The following is a 15,237-nucleotide window of genomic DNA, read 5'->3' as shown; positions in this document are numbered from 1 at the left end:
CCTCTGGCCGCGACAAATGGAATGCCGTTGCCTTGGCATAATCATCAACGTGTTCGTCCCATTGCCGCCATTCAATTGCCATGGAATGTCGCCCGAGACCCGCCATTCCTGCATTCCGCAGCCGTTGTCACTCAATGCGCAACAAGCGGGTCGCGCGACGTGGCCGCCAAGCGCCATCATGAACTCGAGATCCTGCCCGGCAGGGTCATAGGGAGGGAAACGATGGAATTGCTTCGGGCCAAACGATCCATGACCCCGCTCGAATGGGGCCTGCTGCTCGCCCTTGCTGTCGTCTGGGGCGGTTCGTTCTTCTTCAACGCCGTCGCCGTCCGGGAACTGCCGGTCTTCACCGTGGTCGTGTCTCGCGTGGCGCTCGCCGCGCTGATCCTGCTGACGATCCTGCGGTTGCGTGGCGAGCGGATGCCCCGCGACCGGGCAGTCTGGTTGGCCTTTTTCGGGATGGGCCTATTGAACAACGCCATTCCGTTTTCGCTGATCGTCTGGGGGCAGCAGCAAATCGCGTCGGGTCTGGCCGCGATCCTGAACGCGTCCACCCCGCTCTTCACCGTCGTTTTTGCCCATGTCCTCACGAGCGACGAGCGCATGACGCGTGGCAAGTTCGCCGGCGTGCTTATTGGCTTCGCTGGCGTCGTGGTGATGATCGGAAGCGACGCCCTCCGCGATCTCGGCGTTCACGTCGCAGCCCAGTTCGTCTGCCTCGCCGGTGCGGTCTCCTATGCGACGGCCGGGATCTACGGGCGCAGGTTTCGCACGATGGGTATCACTCCGTTGGGCACGGCGACCGGCCAGGTCATCGCTTCGAGCCTGATCCTCCTGCCGCTGGTGATGGTGCTGGACCAGCCGTGAACCCTCCCGGTGCCGAGCCTGAGTGCGATTGGCGCGCTGATCGGGGTGGCTGCGATCTCGACCGCGCTGGCTTATGTGCTCTATTTCCGTATCCTCGCCACTGCGGGCGCGACCAACCTGCTCCTGGTGACCTTCCTGATCCCGGTCAGCGCCATCCTGCTCGGCACGCTGATCCTGGGCGAAGTGCTGCTTCCGCGGCACGTCGCCGGCATGGCACTGATCGGAGCGGGTCTTGGGGCCATCGATGGCCGGCTGACAACGTTAGCGAGGGCCGTGATCGCTCGACGGAGACGGACGGCGTGACCGGCCCCGCCAGACTCAGCCGCGCTCGCCGCACCAGTGCATGCAAGCAACAGCATTGACCGCTATCGACCCGACCTGACCGGTCCTGCTTCTGACGCCGGATCGAAATGAAGCATTGAGACTCAAGTAAGACAAACGCGCTTTACGACGCGCCGTCTCCGGCAACTGCCCGAGCGATGACGCGGGAGGTGGCGACACTCTCGTGATCGATATCGTCGAACTCTGGATCGGCGCTGATCTTGGAGATGATCTGGCGCCGCAAGCGTGCGGAGACTATCAGGTCTCGGGCAATTTAGTGGCGGGATGATGTGGGACGCGATCGTATTGGGCGCGGGGGCGGCAGGCTTGATGTGCGCCATCGAGGCCGCGCGCCGGGGCCGGCGGGTTCTGGTATTGGATCATGCCAGTGCGGCAGGCGAAAAGATTCGGATCTCGGGCGGGGGACGATGCAATTTCACCAACCTTCAGATCACGCCGGACCGCTTCCTTTCCCAAAATCCGCGTTTCGCTCACTCGGCACTCGGCCGATACACCGAGCAGGACTTCATCGACCGGGTCACGCGTGCCGGCATCGGCTGGCACGAGAAGACCTTGGGCCAATTTTTCTGCGACGGGTCGGCGCGGCAGATCGTCGACATGCGGCTCAGGGATCTGCATGCCGCCGGGGGTGAACTCAGACTGGGCGTCCGCCCACGCGCGGTGAGACGCGGGGCCGATGGCGTGTTCCGGATTGAGAACGACGCGGGCGAGATCGCTGCGCGCGCGGTTGTCTTGGCCACTGGCGGCAAATCGATCCCGAAGATGGGGGCCAGCGATTTTGGCTATCGAGTCGCCGAGGCGTTCGGCCTGAGGATCGTGCCGACCCGTCCGGCGCTGGTGCCACTGGTATTCACCGATGCGCAGCTCGAGGCGATCCGCCCGCTGGCTGGGCTTTCGGTCCAGGCGCGGGTGGGAGCCAAGGGGGCGGATGTCGCGTTTCAAGAGGGATTGCTCTTCACCCATCGCGGGCTTTCCGGCCCGTCGATCCTCCAGATTTCCAGCTACTGGACCCCAGACCGCGCGATCCGTGTCGACTTGTCCCCCGGGCGCGACCTCGCCGCCGAGGCTGAGGCGGGAAGGGCAACAGGCTTGGGTGGGCGCGATCTGGTCAATGTCCTGGACCTGCCGCAGGCGCTGGCACGCAGCGTGGTGGCCTCGGGGATCAGCGCAAGCGCGACCAACCAGCCCCGCGACCAGATCACCGCGCATGTTGCCGGTCCACTGCCGGCGGTAGGCATCAAGAGAAATCATTGCAGTCCCATTCCCGCGCGCCGGAATTGGAGCCGGCGGATCGGAAATCACATGTCGCACAATTGTCCGGCGGATCGGCGGCCGGAAGAGCCACCCGGGTGTTGCGCCCGGGTCCAGGTGGGTCTGAGCCGATTACACGCTGCGGCGCAGAAAGCCAAGGGAAGTGCCAGTCAACCACCGACCAGAGGAAACCCAAGTAGAATAAGGAGTCCACAGCAACGTGCCACCTGAGTAGCAGCGTCGCGAAAATTCTGATCGGCAGAAAAAGTGCTGCCTTCGGTCCTCCGCTTCGTCTGCCACGACCAACGCCAGTTCCGGGCCTATTCTGTTGAAAAACTCGAAGAGGCACTCGGTGAAGCGAAAATCGCGGGAAGCTATCCTGCCTCGGCGCGAAGACTCTTTGGTTGAGTGGGCATCTCGAACTTTGCGAAGAACAGCATTCTCACTTCATGAGCAGGGAGAAGCGTTCATCGACTATTTCAACACAATAGGCCGACCACGACGATCCCTTCACGACGATCACACCCGACGGGGAGGCCAGCCTTCAGTTGCGATGCTGAGAAAGGTCGCTCGCCCGGCCGGGTCCGCGATCGGGGAACGCCTCGGCTGCCGTTCGATATGCGAGCTCGAAAAATGCCTCTGGAACCCTACGCGACTCCGCTGCCAATGCCATTCATGCGGTGCCTTGGCAGCCTTGGCGCAATGTCGTGTCTTGGTTCAGGACCGTAGGCAGAGAAATAGGTGATTCCACGCGCCCGACATGTACTGCGGAGCATAAGCCTGGGTTGTGGATGCATACTCGGCACGACGACCTGCCGAACCGCAGATTCGGGTCGCTTCACGGATAACTTCGTTATCAACGACTTGCGAAGCTGACTGGACCTTGACGCTGTCGCCGTTGAATTCCGTGGCCGCTATAGGTGCGCACGCAGCGAGGGATGCAGCAGCCATAGCGCCTACAACCCGCATGATCTTTTTCATTAGCTTATCCTCACGAACCTCGGTTTCATTGCCCGGTTTTGCTCAGACGAGCCAATTTAAGGCCGTTCGAGGTTTGGGTTGGGGGAATGAATTTTCCGTGTAATGCGCCGGCCATCTCGTCACCTTTTGGAAGAAGACGTGCGCAGTTCGCGCCGAACTTTTCTTAATTTGAAGCAACTCTGCCGGCCCTAAGAAGGGAGCCATTCCGAGTTGTAGGACACGGGCGATAGATGCCTGCCGTGAGTTTCCTTCGGTTACCGGGTCGAGAACTTCCGCGACATGACCGGGTCTTTCCGTCCCGCCCGGTCGCGCGGTCGCGCACGGTCTGGAAATTCGACCTCGACCCGCGCCCGCTACCCGATACCTACCCTTTCGCTGGCGACGAGCACGACCTTCCCCAGCATTCGTCTCTCCGGGATGTGACCGGCCGTGAGCGGGGGAACGGCGCGCAGGGCATTTCCCCGGCGCAAGATCCGGGCAAGATGCGGCATTCTTTCCAAGCACAGGTTTTCCCGATGCCCACCCGTCGCGATGTCGCCCTTGGTCTTTGCACCCTGCTCGCCGCGCCCGCCATCCGGCCGGCGCGGGCGGGCAGCGTCGGCGAGGTGCGGACGGCTGCGACCGGCCTGTCGCAGTTGCACGCGATCATGGTGCAGCGCGGCGACGATTTGCTGGTGGCCGAAGCCCCGCGCGGCCCCGGGTTGGCGCAGCTGGCCAATATCAAATCGGTCTCGAAGAGCGTCTTGTCGCTGATGCTGGGCACCGCGATCGAACGCGGCGAGATCGCGGATCTGTCGACCCGCCTTGGTGATATCGCCCCGGCGCTTGTGCCCGCCGACGCGACCGAGGGTGCCGCAGACCTGACAATGCGCGACCTGGTGACGCTGCGCGCCGGTTTAGAGAGCACGTCTGGGCGCAACTATGGCGCTTGGGTCGCATCGCGCAACTGGGTCGCCTATGCGCTGCGCCAGCCACGCGTCGCGCCGGCGGGCGGACGGATGATCTATTCGACCGGCACGACGCATGTTCTGGGCGCGGCGCTGAGCGTGGCAACGGGGGAAAGCTTGCTGTCGCTGGCCCGTAGCCGGCTGGGCCAAGGCCTGCGGATCGAGATCCCGCCCTGGACGCGCGATCCACAAGGCTATTTCTTTGGCGGCAACGAGATGGCGCTGACGCCGCAGGGGATGCTGCGCCTGGCGCTGCTGATCCGCGACAATGGCGTGCATAACGGTCGGCAAGTCGTGAACCGGGATTGGGTGCGGGCCTCGCAGAACCCGGCGACGCGATCGCCGTTTTCGGGGCTGAGCTACGGGCTGGGCTGGTTCCTGAGTTCCTCAGGCTGGACCATCGCGCGGGGCTATGGGGGGCAGGTGATCGCGACGCATCGCGACCGGTCGCTGGCGGTGGCCATCACCTCCGACCCGGTGCTTCCGGCACGATCGCAGGGGCACTTCGGTGACCTGATGCGGCTTCTCGACGGGCCAGTTCTGGCACTGGGATAGGGAGGCAATCACCGAAAAACCGCCTGCACGCTCGCATAGGAGCGGCTTGGCTCGAGCAGGATCGCTACCTTGGAAACCGATCCTGGGCGACCCGGCGATCGAGGCCTATCCGCTCGATCTCCAGTCGTTCTGGTGGATAGAATCGCCGTTGGCGAGCCGCATGACCCTTTGCCGGTCTCAGGCCTTGATACGGTAGGCCTTCCAGCGGAAGGCCACGGTCCTGGCGTCGGTACTAATTGGGCGTGCATGCAAGTTGACGAAGCGATAGGAGTAGCTGCTGATACCGGAGAGCGCCGCGTCGCGGCCGCCAAAGGGCGGTAATCCAACGCATTGGCGGGCGAGGTAGCCCGATCAGAGCAGATATTTCGGGTGCATACTCGGCTCGAAGGTCTCGTGCCGGCCGAGGCAGGTAACGAGCACGGCCTTCACCGGATTCGTAAGTTGGATCTGGAGCGCACCGTGGCCGGGCCGGTAGCCTTGACTGTCCTGTTTCAGCCCTTCCCGTAGCCTTTTACCGTCGACGAGCGTCGTGTAGCCGCGAACGTCGAACCCATTTCGATCAGGCACGGCAAGGAGCCTGTAGACGTAGGCGGTCGGGTTCAGCTGGTTGACCCGAAGCCCGAGGATGCGCTCCATCTCGGCAGGCGTTTTGCCGGCGATTGCGGGAAGGACCGTGATGTAGCCCGTTACGAGTGAGCCGGCTGCTTCGTATGCCTGCACCCGCATGAGATTGTATGCCCCGAACTTAACCATGCGCGCGAAGTTGGCGTCTCGCACCCAAGGCTCGGATTGACGGGCGCGGGTCTCTCTCTCGTCGACAAAGGTGTCCACCATGGTTCCCCTCGCACTGAAAGCAGTGCGTTCACTATATCACAACGAAACCGCCGAAGTGAATCGCGTGGGGTCAGCGTTTGCGGTGCCGTCGTTCATCGCCAGCGCTAAGACGGGAAATGGTTCAGGGGATTTGAAAGGGCGGTGTATCGTGGCGGTGCTGAGGCCTGCCAGAACTTCGGCGAAGCTCGTGCATTCGCTCGCCTCCGGAGCCGGCGCAGCAAGACCCGGCTGGAATTAACCCAACAGGCCCTTCGCCCTTGATAGGGACTTATCCGGAGCGTGCGAGCCTGTTAATGAACAAGCTACGAACCATCGCACGGTTCCGTGGGGCCGTAAAATCCCAAGCGACAATTTGACGAGTGGACGTAGTGACTCACCTTGATTTGCAGGGGAAGGCTGGGAACAGCACGGCCGACGCCTCGACAGACGTCGCCTGCGCGCTGTCATTCATGCAGTGGTTCATCTACACCCAAGGTGATGTAAGCGGCCCCTTCACGCTCCACGAGATGCGCGCGCTCGCTCGTGAGGCGCGGCTCGAGAAAACATCGCAGACCACCCGTCGTGGATCGCCGGAATGGAAGCGCGCATCGGAGGACGTCGTCCTCAAGCCGCTCTTTTCAGGCACCGAAGGGCGACCTCACCCTTCGGGCTCCCCCGCGCCCGAGCGGGTCGCGCCACCGCGCCTGGTCGTGCAACCCAGACCGACAGGGGCAGCGGAGGACATAGATCCTTCACCCGGCACCGGAAAGCCAGCGCACCGCGACAGGTCAAAATCGGTGGTGGCGGAAGTATCCGGGACCGCGAGCGGCTCACCGGAATCGTCGCAGGGCATCGATCCGAAACCCCAAGACAAGGAAATTCCGCATCGCGGCGGGCCAGGCCCTATTGCGCAAGCAAGGCCACCAAATGAAGGCGCATCGTCGCCATCGGCTCTCGCCGCCATCCCTGCAACTGTTGTCCCCGCAGCCACAAGAAAGATCAATGCCTTGCGGCATGACCCGCCCACCGATGCGCATTGGCGGCATCGTGATGAAGATTCCGACCCGCATCCGGTAAGTTCGGGGATTGCCTCCCTGTTTCTGCCAGGGTTCGGTCAGTTTCTGAACGGCGAGTTCCTGAAGGGAATTGCCTTCGGCCTCGCCGCAATTGTGTTTTGGGCTGCGTCATTGGGCTGGGTCATCCATGTTTGGGCCGCAATCCATGCGTCCCGGCGCGCCGACATCATCGCAGACGAGAGACAGAAGATCCGCAAGAATTCCTACCGCCAGGCAGCACGGAACGAATGAGCAGAGCATGATCAACACCGAAGCCATCCGAAAGATGTTTCGCGCCGATGCCGTCACGCCCGGCGCGGCCGTTTTCCCCGATATCGATACGGAACGTCTGGGCAGCGAGTTGCAGCTTGTCGAGAAAGGCCGCGCGCGCGGACGCGAGAACCAGCCGCCCGCCGACGCCTCGAGCCTCGACAGCGGCGAGATCGCCGCGGTGGCGGCGATCGAGAAGTTGCGCCGGGCGGGGCTCGAGAACTACGAGCAGAACAAGCGCATCTACAGCGAGCGGCTTGCGCGTGGCGAAGAGGCGCGGCGCGAGGTCACGACCGGCTCCGACAAGGCGCGGGGCGATTTTCTCGCAACGGCGCACATGGCGCATTCCCGGCTCGTCGATCCCGCGCGACGGGTGACCGATGCCTATGCACACCTGCTGGCGTTCCGCGAGCAAAACAAGCTGGTGCGCCCCTCCGACTCCCCTGCCCTGTTTCCGCTGATCGCACTCATCTTGTTCTTCGCCCTGGCTGAGGCCTTGCTGAATTCCTCGCTTCTCGGTCAGTCGTCGGAGATGGGTTATCTTGGCGGCGCGCTCCTCGCGACGATCATCGCGCTTGCGAATATCGGCTTCTCGGCCTTCCTGGGCGGACAGATCCGCTGGCTGAACCACGCGTCCTTCCTCGGCAAGCTTCGCGGGCTCGCCACACTCCTCGTCTTTGTGACCTTCGCGGCGACCTTCAACCTGGTGGTCGGGCATCTGCGCGATGCGCTCACCGACGCCGCTTCGCTCGAGCTGGCCGCGCGGGACGCCTTCGCCGCGTTTCTCGCGATGCCGCATGGTGTCGAGAGCGCGATGTCCTGGCTGCTCGCCCTCATCGGCCTCGTCGTCTCAATCTTCACCGCCTACAAGGCCTACCACTCCTTCGACCCCTACCCCGGCTATGCCCATGTCGAGGTGACGGTCAGCGACGCGCGGGCGGGCTACAACGACGAGCTCGAAGCCACGATCGAGGCCCTGACGGAGAAGCGAGACGCGGCGATCGACGCGCTCAACGAGGGTCGCGAAACGGTCAACACGAACCTGCGCGAAGCGATCGACGCCGCCCATGGGCACAGCGCGCTTAAGGCGCACCTGCGCGCCTTCCTCGATCAGTGTGACCTCAAGGTCAATGTCCTGCTCACGGCCTATCGGGAGGCCAATCGCGACGCGCGCGAGGAGCCGGCGCCGGCGCATTTCAACACCGCTTACCGTTTTGGCGAGTATGTCGAGCCCGAGTTCAGCGCTGGACGCCTCGACGAGGCCGAGAGGGAACGGGTCGCGATCGGCAAGATCATCGACGAAGCGATCGCCGCGATCGGGGCGGAATACGACCGCGCCATCCGTGCGCTTCTCAAGGTGGATGAACTGGAGGACCTGGCGCAGGATACAGCCGAGGCGCGGCGCGCGCGCGAGGCGGCCCGTGCCCGCGACTCCCGGTCGGCTTCTGCGGAGACGGAGGGTGGTGAGCGCCCGGCCCGGCTTGCAGTGATCTCCGGCAAGGAGGAGAAGAAGTAGATGGCGCGGCGCAAGGCCAAGCGCCGCGCGACGGGTCGCGCCGGACGCAAAGGGGGCATCAGCCGCTCGCTTTTATGGGGCGGCCTGATCGCGGCGAGCGTTGCCGGATTCGGCGTGATGGGCTGGGCCGCGTGGTCGATCAATCAGCGTCCCGGAACCGACGCGGCGACGCTTTGCCCCGATGACGGGCCGGTCGGCGCGGTTGCGATCCTGATCGACGCCTCGGGGCCGCTGAGCCGCGCCCAGGAGGCGCGCCTGCGCCACGAACTCGGCGAGACCATCGCCGCGGCGCCGACCGGAACGATGATCTCGCTCGGCATGGTGAGTGACCGGGAGGCGGAGCGGGGCGCGCGGCTCGCTCGCTGCAAGCCGGTCTCCGCGGCAGAGACGAGCACGGTCACCGGCAACCCGGCCATGGTCGGGCAGCGCTTTGATGAGCTTTTCGCCAACCCGGTCGAACGCGAGCTTTCTGGGCTTCTCGGACTGGGACAGGGCGCGGAATCGGCGCGCATGCGACAGCAGCGCGAGATCGAGGCGAGCCTTGCTGATACCGGTGCCTCCGTCGTCAATACCGGCACCGAGCTCGTCATCACCCTGCCCGAGCAAATCACCTTCGATTCCGGCAGCGCGCAGCTGCGTGCGGGTCCCGACCGGTATCTCGCCACCATCGCCCGAAGCCTTGCCGAGCATCCCGAAACCACGGTGCAGATCGTCGGGCATTCGGACAACGTGGGTAGCCTCGAGCTCAACCAGGCGCTCTCGGAAGCGCGCGCGAACGCCGTGGCAGAAATCCTCGTCAGGGAGGGCGCCGACCGGGGCCGTATCCGCACGCTCGGACGCGCCTATCTCGAGCCGGTCGCCAGCAACGACAGCGATGCCGGCCGCCGGCAGAACCGGCGGGTGGAACTGATCATGGCAAGCCGCGCCCCGATCATGGAATCGCTCCAGGCGCTGGTCGCGGAAACCCCGCTTCTCGTGCAGCAGGCGCCGCGCGGCGGCGACGGGCGTGACCGCCGCATCGTCATCGTCTCCGACATGCTTCAGAACAGCGACGTGGTCAGTTTCTACCGGGGGCAGGAATGGGCGGACTTCCGAGCCTCGCGCGACTTTGCGCGCCTGGGCCAAAATCTCAACGAAGTCGCAGTCGAGATCCTGCGCCTACCCCGCGACGAGCCGGCGATCCGCGACCCCGGCGCGGTCGACGACTTCTGGGCCCGCTACCTGGACTACCAGGGCATCAAGGGGATGCGGCTCCGGACCATCGGCGATTTGTAAGAGGTAACCTGATGACGTCACGCCCACAGCAGATACACGGAACCCGGGTCCGGGACAGTCTCGACAAGGTCTTTCTGGCGGTCGCCTTTCTCGCCGGCGCAGCGGGCATCATCGGGCTGAAGCAACTCGATATCGAGCCTTGGTGGGCGGCGCTCTACTCGGGCGGCGTCCTGCTGCTCTACGCCCTTGCCACCTGGGCCAACCGGAGCCTCGCCCTCGAGCCGGAGGTGATCGGCGACAACAGCTACTACCTCGGGTTCATCTTCACGCTGATCTCGCTCGGCGCGACACTCTACCAGCTCACCGGCACTGGCACGGAAGTCGGCATCCTGCGAGACGTCATCGCGGGTTTCGGCGTAGCGCTCTCCTCGACCATCATCGGCGTGTTCCTGCGGGTCTTCATGATGCAGCTACGTACCGATGTCGTCGCGCGTGACCGCCACGCCCGGCTGGAACTCAATGACGCCAGTCGCGAATTCCGAACCCGCCTTGCGGAAAGCGTGGCGCAGATGAAGGCGTTCTCGTCCGAGGCAGTCCAATTGGCCGCGGAGACCAACACCCGTATCCACGAAGCCAACGAGACCTTTCACCAGGAACATCGGGATCTCATGTCCCGCACGACCGAGGAGTACCGAAAGGCGCTGACGGATCTCATGGCCGCCTCCTCGGCGATCATCACCCGCGACCTGAAGTCGAGCATCGACGAGGTGCTCTACGAGCTTCGTACCGAGGTATCGGAGAGTCTCGATCACCTGCGGGGCGTGACCGAGGCAACAGCCCGGCTCCAGGAGGAAGAGGCCGCGGCCCAGGGTACCCGCCTTGCCGCCGCGGTGGCTGGGGCACGCGAGGGTCACGACACCCTGATGGCTTGGAACGCTCTCCTCCAGAAAGTCTCGCGCAACGCCACGAAGGCCTCGGAAGCTGTCGAGACCGCCGCGGATAGCATTTCCGGCGGCGTCTCGCGTGCCGTCGCCGATGTCGAAGCGGCGGCCCGGCAGGCGGAGGTGATCCTTTCGCTGCGCAAGCTCGGCCCGGCCCTCGAGCGGCCTGTCGTCGCCCTGGAACAGGCGGCTGAACGCATTGAGGCCGTGAGCAGACAGATGGAGGCGAGGGCGCGCATCTTGGACAACTGCGACACGCTCAATGGAAGCGCCAGTGTCGCGGACGAGACACCCGCGTCCGACCACGAAGGCGAGAGCGCCGCCATGTCCCGCAGGGCCGAGTCGTCGGCATTTCATCTTGGCACGCCTGCGCCACGCACCGGAACCGATCGGGGTTAAGCCATGCCGCGCCTTCCCTCCCGGATCGACACCGACCGCAATTATCGCCGTGGCGCCATCATGGGCTTGACCGTTGCGGAAGCCTTCATGCTGATCGCCTTCGCTCTGCTGATGCTGCTGGCGCTCTGGCGACATGAGACCGACACGGACCGACAGGCCATGGAGCGCGATCTGCACTCGGCGCTGGCGGAGAACAAGGCGCTCGAGCGCGAGCTCGCGAGGATGGAAGACCTGAGAGAAATCAGTCGGCTTTCGCCCGAGGCACGCGCGACGCTCCTGGAGATGGCCGACGAAGGCCGGTTACGACTTGCCCGCGTCCTTGATGAGTACGAGCTGGACCACCCCGAGGATGTGCGGGAGATTGCCCGGCGGCTCGAGATGATGGAGGAAGCCGACCTGCGTCGGCTTGTCGAGGCGACAACGGTCTGGCGGGCCGAGGAGCGCGCCCAGCTTCTCGAATTCGTGGCTCTTGCCCCCGACGAACAAAGCATCGCCGACATCGTCGCCATTCTCGAGGACGGATCGACGCCGGCGGATATCCGGCGCGCACTGGCGCTGGCCGCACGCCTCGATCCCCACGACATGGCCGGACTCGAGGCGTTGCGCGAGGATATCCGGGAGCGGCTCGGCCAGCGCATCGCCCGGCAGCAAATTCTCTCCGACGCCACGCGCGCCGCCATCGGGGAACTTGTCGCGGGGCTCGGCGGACAGATCGATGATCGCGGCGTCATCACATTCCCCGACGACATCCTGTTCACGCAAGGCTCGGCGACACCCACGCCTGCCCTGCGCAATTTCCTCGCGCAGGCCTGTCTGCCGTGGTTCGAAGCGATGCAGGAACTCGGCTTCGAGGTGCGGGAGGTCCGGATCGAGGGGCATGCCTCGAGCGACTGGATCGGCGTGTCCCCCGAGGTCGCCTATTTCAACAACCTGAACCTCAGTCAGCAACGCGCCGCGGCAGTCCTGCGGCTGTGCCTGGAGAATATCGGCGCCACCGATACCGGTCGCTGGGCGCGCGAACGCGCCACCGCGGTCGGCTATTCCTCCTCGCGCCCCATAATGGATGCCTCGGGTCAGGAAGATTCCAACCGCTCGCGGCGCGTGGTGTTCAGCGCGAGCGCGGCCACGGAGGACATCTTCGTCGACATCGGATCGGCGGTATCGAACTGACCGCCAAGTGCATCGCACTCGAAAGTGGTCGCGATTGTCCTTAACGGTTTCACCCAACTGGAGCGCAAGCCGAACCGCATATGGCAGGGCGACAATCAGCTTTGACCGGTGGCGCGACTTGGGTATATTTTTTCCGAAACAGAAAGGTTGTCGCCATGGCTACCGAAAACGAGCGGTATTTCGTTGCCGGGGTTCGGCGATTGATTCTGGCTGCTCGCGAAGAGATTTTTCGGTAGCTCAGATGGCTGTAGCCTTGTCCCCCTAACCTCTTCCCACCAGGACGAACAGAGGAGTGAGCCGGATGTTCGATCATCTCGCCATTGACGTGGACTACCTCGCCGATTGGCAGACCGGTCGTCGGCAGCGGCATGCTCTCTACGTCCCCGGATCGACGCTTCTCGCCTGGGTAGACGCCGCGGCGCGCGCGGTGCTGGCGGGCGCAGGCGCGCCGCCAGGTGCCGGTAGTCAGGACGACCCCTTCGTTCTCGGTGGGCATGGCAGCTATGCCGGCGCATGGAAGGCCGCGGCAAACAAACGTAACCAGGATGTCTATTTCTTGATCGCGGGGCGCCAGATCCGGAAGATCAAGAGCGGGAGCGCAGGCGGCTTCGCTGATGGCTGTTACATGTGCGATGTGGGTTATTCGGGCACCGATCCCCAAGCCGGAACTATATGGAACAGGGACGACGGCGCCAGCTACCGGGAGTTCGGCAAGTTCATCCACGAGGGAAACACTGTCTCCGGCATGGAGGGCGTGGTCTGGTCGCAGCGCATCGCGGCATCTCTGCGCAGCGTGCTCAAGGGCACAGCTCCTATGACCGGCGGCGGCCTCCAGTCGCAGGGCACGCGCTGGACGGTCGACATGAACAAGGATGAATCGAAGCGCAGCAAGCCGACAAGACTCTCCGGCCCGCAACCCGCAGCCGCCGCGGACACGGTCTCGGCCCTGCCCTTGCTCTCGGCGGTGATGTTCGTCGCCGAGCCGATCCGCAACGCGCGGGCCTGGATCATGGGCCTGATGATGCTCGACCTGATCGGCGCCGAGTACCAGGCGATGACCAGCCATGCGCACGGCAAGCATTTCACCTTCCAGCGCGCCTTCGTCCACCCCTCGCGCCTGGACGATCCGGCCTGGAGTGGCGAGAGTAACACCGCCATAGACACCGCGCCCGGAAGCTGGGTTACCAAACAGGCGACCAGACGCGGCAAGCTCGACAAGAAGCTCGAGAAAAAAATGGCTCGCCCGGGCAGCGCGGCGGTCGAAGGTCTCTATCCACCATCCCCGAAATGGTCCGGTCGGACGTCGGCCAATATCGACGTCGCCAACGATTACATACAGGCCAAGGAGACCGCGATCGTCTGCCGCTGGCTGGAGCAGGAATTCAACACCTATGTCGGAAGCGTCGTCATGGCGCGCGCGCTGGCCGGCGGCCCAGGCCCGCGCAAGAATGCCATGACCGCGTCCTTCGGCGGTGAAAGCGCCATGAGCGGCTTCGCCACCGACTTGGAGCGGATCGTTAAGGCCGAACTGATCCAACGACGCGCCGAGTCCTTCGACACGCCCGGAACGCTGTTCCGCTGAACCCCAGACCTGCGGCCAAGCCGGAGATGCATCACCTGCGCGAACCCGAGCCCGCGATTGCCCCAACCCAATCTTTGCTTAACCATCTCCCGTTTCTCGCCAATCAACGATGTTGACGCCAACTCTGCTGAACACTGAAATTCCTTTTTTTGCCCGACCCTGCAACCGAACGGCAAAGCATGCCGAACTCCCTCCTTTGCCCCGACAAACTGACTAAGCAGAGCCCTGAACCCGCCCAATTCTGGTCACGATTGCCCTGCACCACGATGCTGATAGTGGTGAGGATGTGCAGAATGAAGCGACTGAAGGGGCCTATCGCAGCGGCAGCACTTGCAGCGACGATGATGGCGTCTGCGCCGGTCTTCGGCCTCGATGCCGGCTACCAAGTTGCAGCTACCATGACTGGGGTCGCTGTAGCCCATGATGGCGATGACATCCGCTTCGGCAGCGTTCAGATACGGCTGCGCGGTATTGCAGCGCCCGAAGATTACCGTGGCAACCGCGAGCCCGGCGGCCCCGAGGCCGCCCAGAACCTGGCTGGGCTGGTGAATGATCGCGAGGTAACCTGCCATCTCGACGGTACGACCGCAGGCCGAAGCCGGCGCCCTGTAGCGATTTGCATGCTCGACGGCAAAGATATCGGAGAGATGCAAGTGCGCGCAGGCCATGCCCGGGACTGCCCGGCCTTTTCCGGGGGGCGCTACGCCGCGGCAGAGCATGAAGCGCGGGCGGCTGGCGACGACCTGAGCCGAATCTATGCGCTGCCCGGCTACTGTCGCCGATGAGAGTTGAGCGCGATGACAAGCGCGTCCGAAGGGCATGCCGCAGATCACGTTGATCGTGCTGTCAGTGACATCTCCGTGGGCGGCAACAGCGCAACCCGAGGCCTTCGTCCGGTCGCTGAGAAACTGCGCAAGCGGTACGACGATCTGCACACCGCCGGCGCCGGTATCCGGCCGCAATGCTTCGAGCGGTTCACGGAGTTCAGCGATTTCCTGATCCTCAACGACGACACCCTCGCGGCCAAGGCGCCCGGCTCTTTCGCCAGAACGACATTCTCCGGGCCGGAAGCGGACTTCCCGTCCGATCATTGGCCCGTCTCGATCGTTCTCGATCTGGGCCGCCTCTGAATTTGGCGGAGAGCCGGCCCGGCAGTCCCGCGGCGCTCCGACTCTGGGCCGGATGCGTCACCGTCAATGCGGCGCTATTTCACCCAGTTCCGCGTTCCGGGCGGGCTTCCAGCGCAGATCGAACCGTCCAAGCGCCTGGTCGGGTTTTACCTGGTCAAGGGCGTCGAAATCGATCGCAGCCCAATCTTCGCGCGGTATCCGAA

At 64.2% G+C, this 15,237-nt stretch carries 13 protein-coding genes and 1 other annotated feature; of the genes, 12 read left to right on the top strand and 1 reads right to left on the bottom strand.

Going from position 1 to position 15,237, the window contains the following annotated elements:
* The first annotated feature begins 159 nt into the window (after positions 1 to 159).
* The 4 genes from IM708_RS13785 (at position 160) to IM708_RS13775 (ending at position 4,943) form a co-directional block, all read left to right on the top strand.
* The gene (locus IM708_RS13785; RefSeq protein ID WP_348524978.1) at positions 160 to 867 is read left to right on the top strand and encodes a DMT family transporter; all 708 of its coding nucleotides are present in this window, start codon (positions 160 to 162) and stop codon (positions 865 to 867) included.
* Between the two features lie 9 nt (positions 868 to 876).
* A complete protein-coding gene (locus IM708_RS21315; protein ID WP_348524977.1) occupies positions 877 to 1,170 on the top strand; it encodes a DMT family transporter in 294 nt (97 codons plus the stop codon).
* Between the two features lie 306 nt (positions 1,171 to 1,476).
* Entirely contained in the window at positions 1,477 to 2,691 is a 1,215-nt protein-coding gene (locus tag IM708_RS13780; protein WP_348524976.1) for an aminoacetone oxidase family FAD-binding enzyme, read from the top strand.
* Positions 2,521 to 2,578, bottom strand: a sequence feature (sul1 is cis-regulatory element that is thought to sense ions involved in sulfur or methionine metabolism; They are found in Alphaproteobacteria). It overlaps the preceding gene by 58 nt.
* 1,265 nt (positions 2,692 to 3,956) lie before the next feature.
* A complete protein-coding gene (locus tag IM708_RS13775; RefSeq protein WP_209427154.1) occupies positions 3,957 to 4,943 on the top strand; it encodes a serine hydrolase in 987 nt (328 codons plus the stop codon).
* A gap of 351 nt (positions 4,944 to 5,294) precedes the next feature.
* Here the strand turns inward: IM708_RS13775 and IM708_RS13770 are convergent, their stop codons facing one another.
* Complete coding sequence (locus IM708_RS13770; protein ID WP_209427153.1) at positions 5,295 to 5,777, bottom strand: hypothetical protein; 483 nt, start codon at positions 5,775 to 5,777, stop codon at positions 5,295 to 5,297.
* A 449-nt stretch (positions 5,778 to 6,226) separates the two neighbouring features.
* On the opposite strand from IM708_RS13770, the gene IM708_RS13765 reads away from it, so the two are divergent.
* The 8 genes from IM708_RS13765 to IM708_RS13730 all read left to right on the top strand — a co-directional run bounded on the left by IM708_RS13765 (position 6,227) and on the right by IM708_RS13730 (position 15,034).
* Positions 6,227 to 7,063, top strand: coding sequence for a DUF4339 domain-containing protein (locus IM708_RS13765; RefSeq protein WP_209427152.1), 837 nt, complete (start codon positions 6,227 to 6,229; stop codon positions 7,061 to 7,063).
* Positions 7,064 to 7,097: 34 nt separating this feature from the next.
* Positions 7,098 to 8,597: a YIP1 family protein gene (locus IM708_RS13760; protein WP_209427151.1), complete on the top strand. Its 1,500-nt coding sequence runs from the start codon at positions 7,098 to 7,100 to the stop codon at positions 8,595 to 8,597.
* Positions 8,598 to 9,872, top strand: coding sequence for an OmpA family protein (locus IM708_RS13755; RefSeq protein WP_209427150.1), 1,275 nt, complete (start codon positions 8,598 to 8,600; stop codon positions 9,870 to 9,872).
* 11 nt (positions 9,873 to 9,883) lie between these two features.
* A complete protein-coding gene (locus tag IM708_RS13750; protein ID WP_209427149.1) occupies positions 9,884 to 11,152 on the top strand; it encodes a hypothetical protein in 1,269 nt (422 codons plus the stop codon).
* A 3-nt stretch (positions 11,153 to 11,155) separates the two neighbouring features.
* Positions 11,156 to 12,322 carry an OmpA family protein gene (locus IM708_RS13745; protein WP_209427148.1) on the top strand — a complete coding sequence of 389 codons (1,167 nt, stop codon included), beginning with the start codon at positions 11,156 to 11,158 and terminating at the stop codon, positions 12,320 to 12,322.
* A 301-nt stretch (positions 12,323 to 12,623) separates the two neighbouring features.
* A complete protein-coding gene (locus tag IM708_RS13740) occupies positions 12,624 to 13,904 on the top strand; it encodes a hypothetical protein (protein WP_209427147.1) in 1,281 nt (426 codons plus the stop codon).
* Positions 13,905 to 14,197: 293 nt separating this feature from the next.
* Positions 14,198 to 14,689, top strand: a complete 492-nt coding sequence (locus IM708_RS13735) for a thermonuclease family protein (protein WP_209427146.1) — start codon at positions 14,198 to 14,200, stop codon at positions 14,687 to 14,689.
* A gap of 3 nt (positions 14,690 to 14,692) precedes the next feature.
* Positions 14,693 to 15,034: a hypothetical protein gene (locus tag IM708_RS13730; protein ID WP_209427145.1), complete on the top strand. Its 342-nt coding sequence runs from the start codon at positions 14,693 to 14,695 to the stop codon at positions 15,032 to 15,034.
* Positions 15,035 to 15,237: the final 203 nt, after the last annotated feature.

Origin of the sequence: Pararhodobacter sp. SW119 (assembly GCF_017811755.1) — a bacterium.
GTDB lineage: Bacteria > Pseudomonadota > Alphaproteobacteria > Rhodobacterales > Rhodobacteraceae > Pararhodobacter.
This window is presented reverse-complemented; position numbering and strand designations above follow the sequence as displayed.

What these genes read in the sequence shown, in the direction of transcription:
- IM708_RS13765 (WP_209427152.1), top strand. Translation starts at nt 6,227, where the DNA reads ATGCAGTGGTTCATCTACACCCAAGGTGATGTAAGCGGCCCCTTCACG.
- IM708_RS13755 (WP_209427150.1), top strand. Translation starts at nt 8,598, where the DNA reads ATGGCGCGGCGCAAGGCCAAGCGCCGCGCGACGGGTCGCGCCGGACGC.
- IM708_RS13780 (WP_348524976.1), top strand. Translation starts at nt 1,477, where the DNA reads ATGTGGGACGCGATCGTATTGGGCGCGGGGGCGGCAGGCTTGATGTGC.
- IM708_RS13735 (WP_209427146.1), top strand. Translation starts at nt 14,198, where the DNA reads ATGAAGCGACTGAAGGGGCCTATCGCAGCGGCAGCACTTGCAGCGACG.
- IM708_RS13775 (WP_209427154.1), top strand. Translation starts at nt 3,957, where the DNA reads ATGCCCACCCGTCGCGATGTCGCCCTTGGTCTTTGCACCCTGCTCGCC.
- IM708_RS13745 (WP_209427148.1), top strand. Translation starts at nt 11,156, where the DNA reads ATGCCGCGCCTTCCCTCCCGGATCGACACCGACCGCAATTATCGCCGT.
- IM708_RS13750 (WP_209427149.1), top strand. Translation starts at nt 9,884, where the DNA reads ATGACGTCACGCCCACAGCAGATACACGGAACCCGGGTCCGGGACAGT.
- IM708_RS13770 (WP_209427153.1), bottom strand. Translation starts at nt 5,777, where the DNA reads ATGGTGGACACCTTTGTCGACGAGAGAGAGACCCGCGCCCGTCAATCC.
- IM708_RS13760 (WP_209427151.1), top strand. Translation starts at nt 7,098, where the DNA reads ATGTTTCGCGCCGATGCCGTCACGCCCGGCGCGGCCGTTTTCCCCGAT.
- IM708_RS13740 (WP_209427147.1), top strand. Translation starts at nt 12,624, where the DNA reads ATGTTCGATCATCTCGCCATTGACGTGGACTACCTCGCCGATTGGCAG.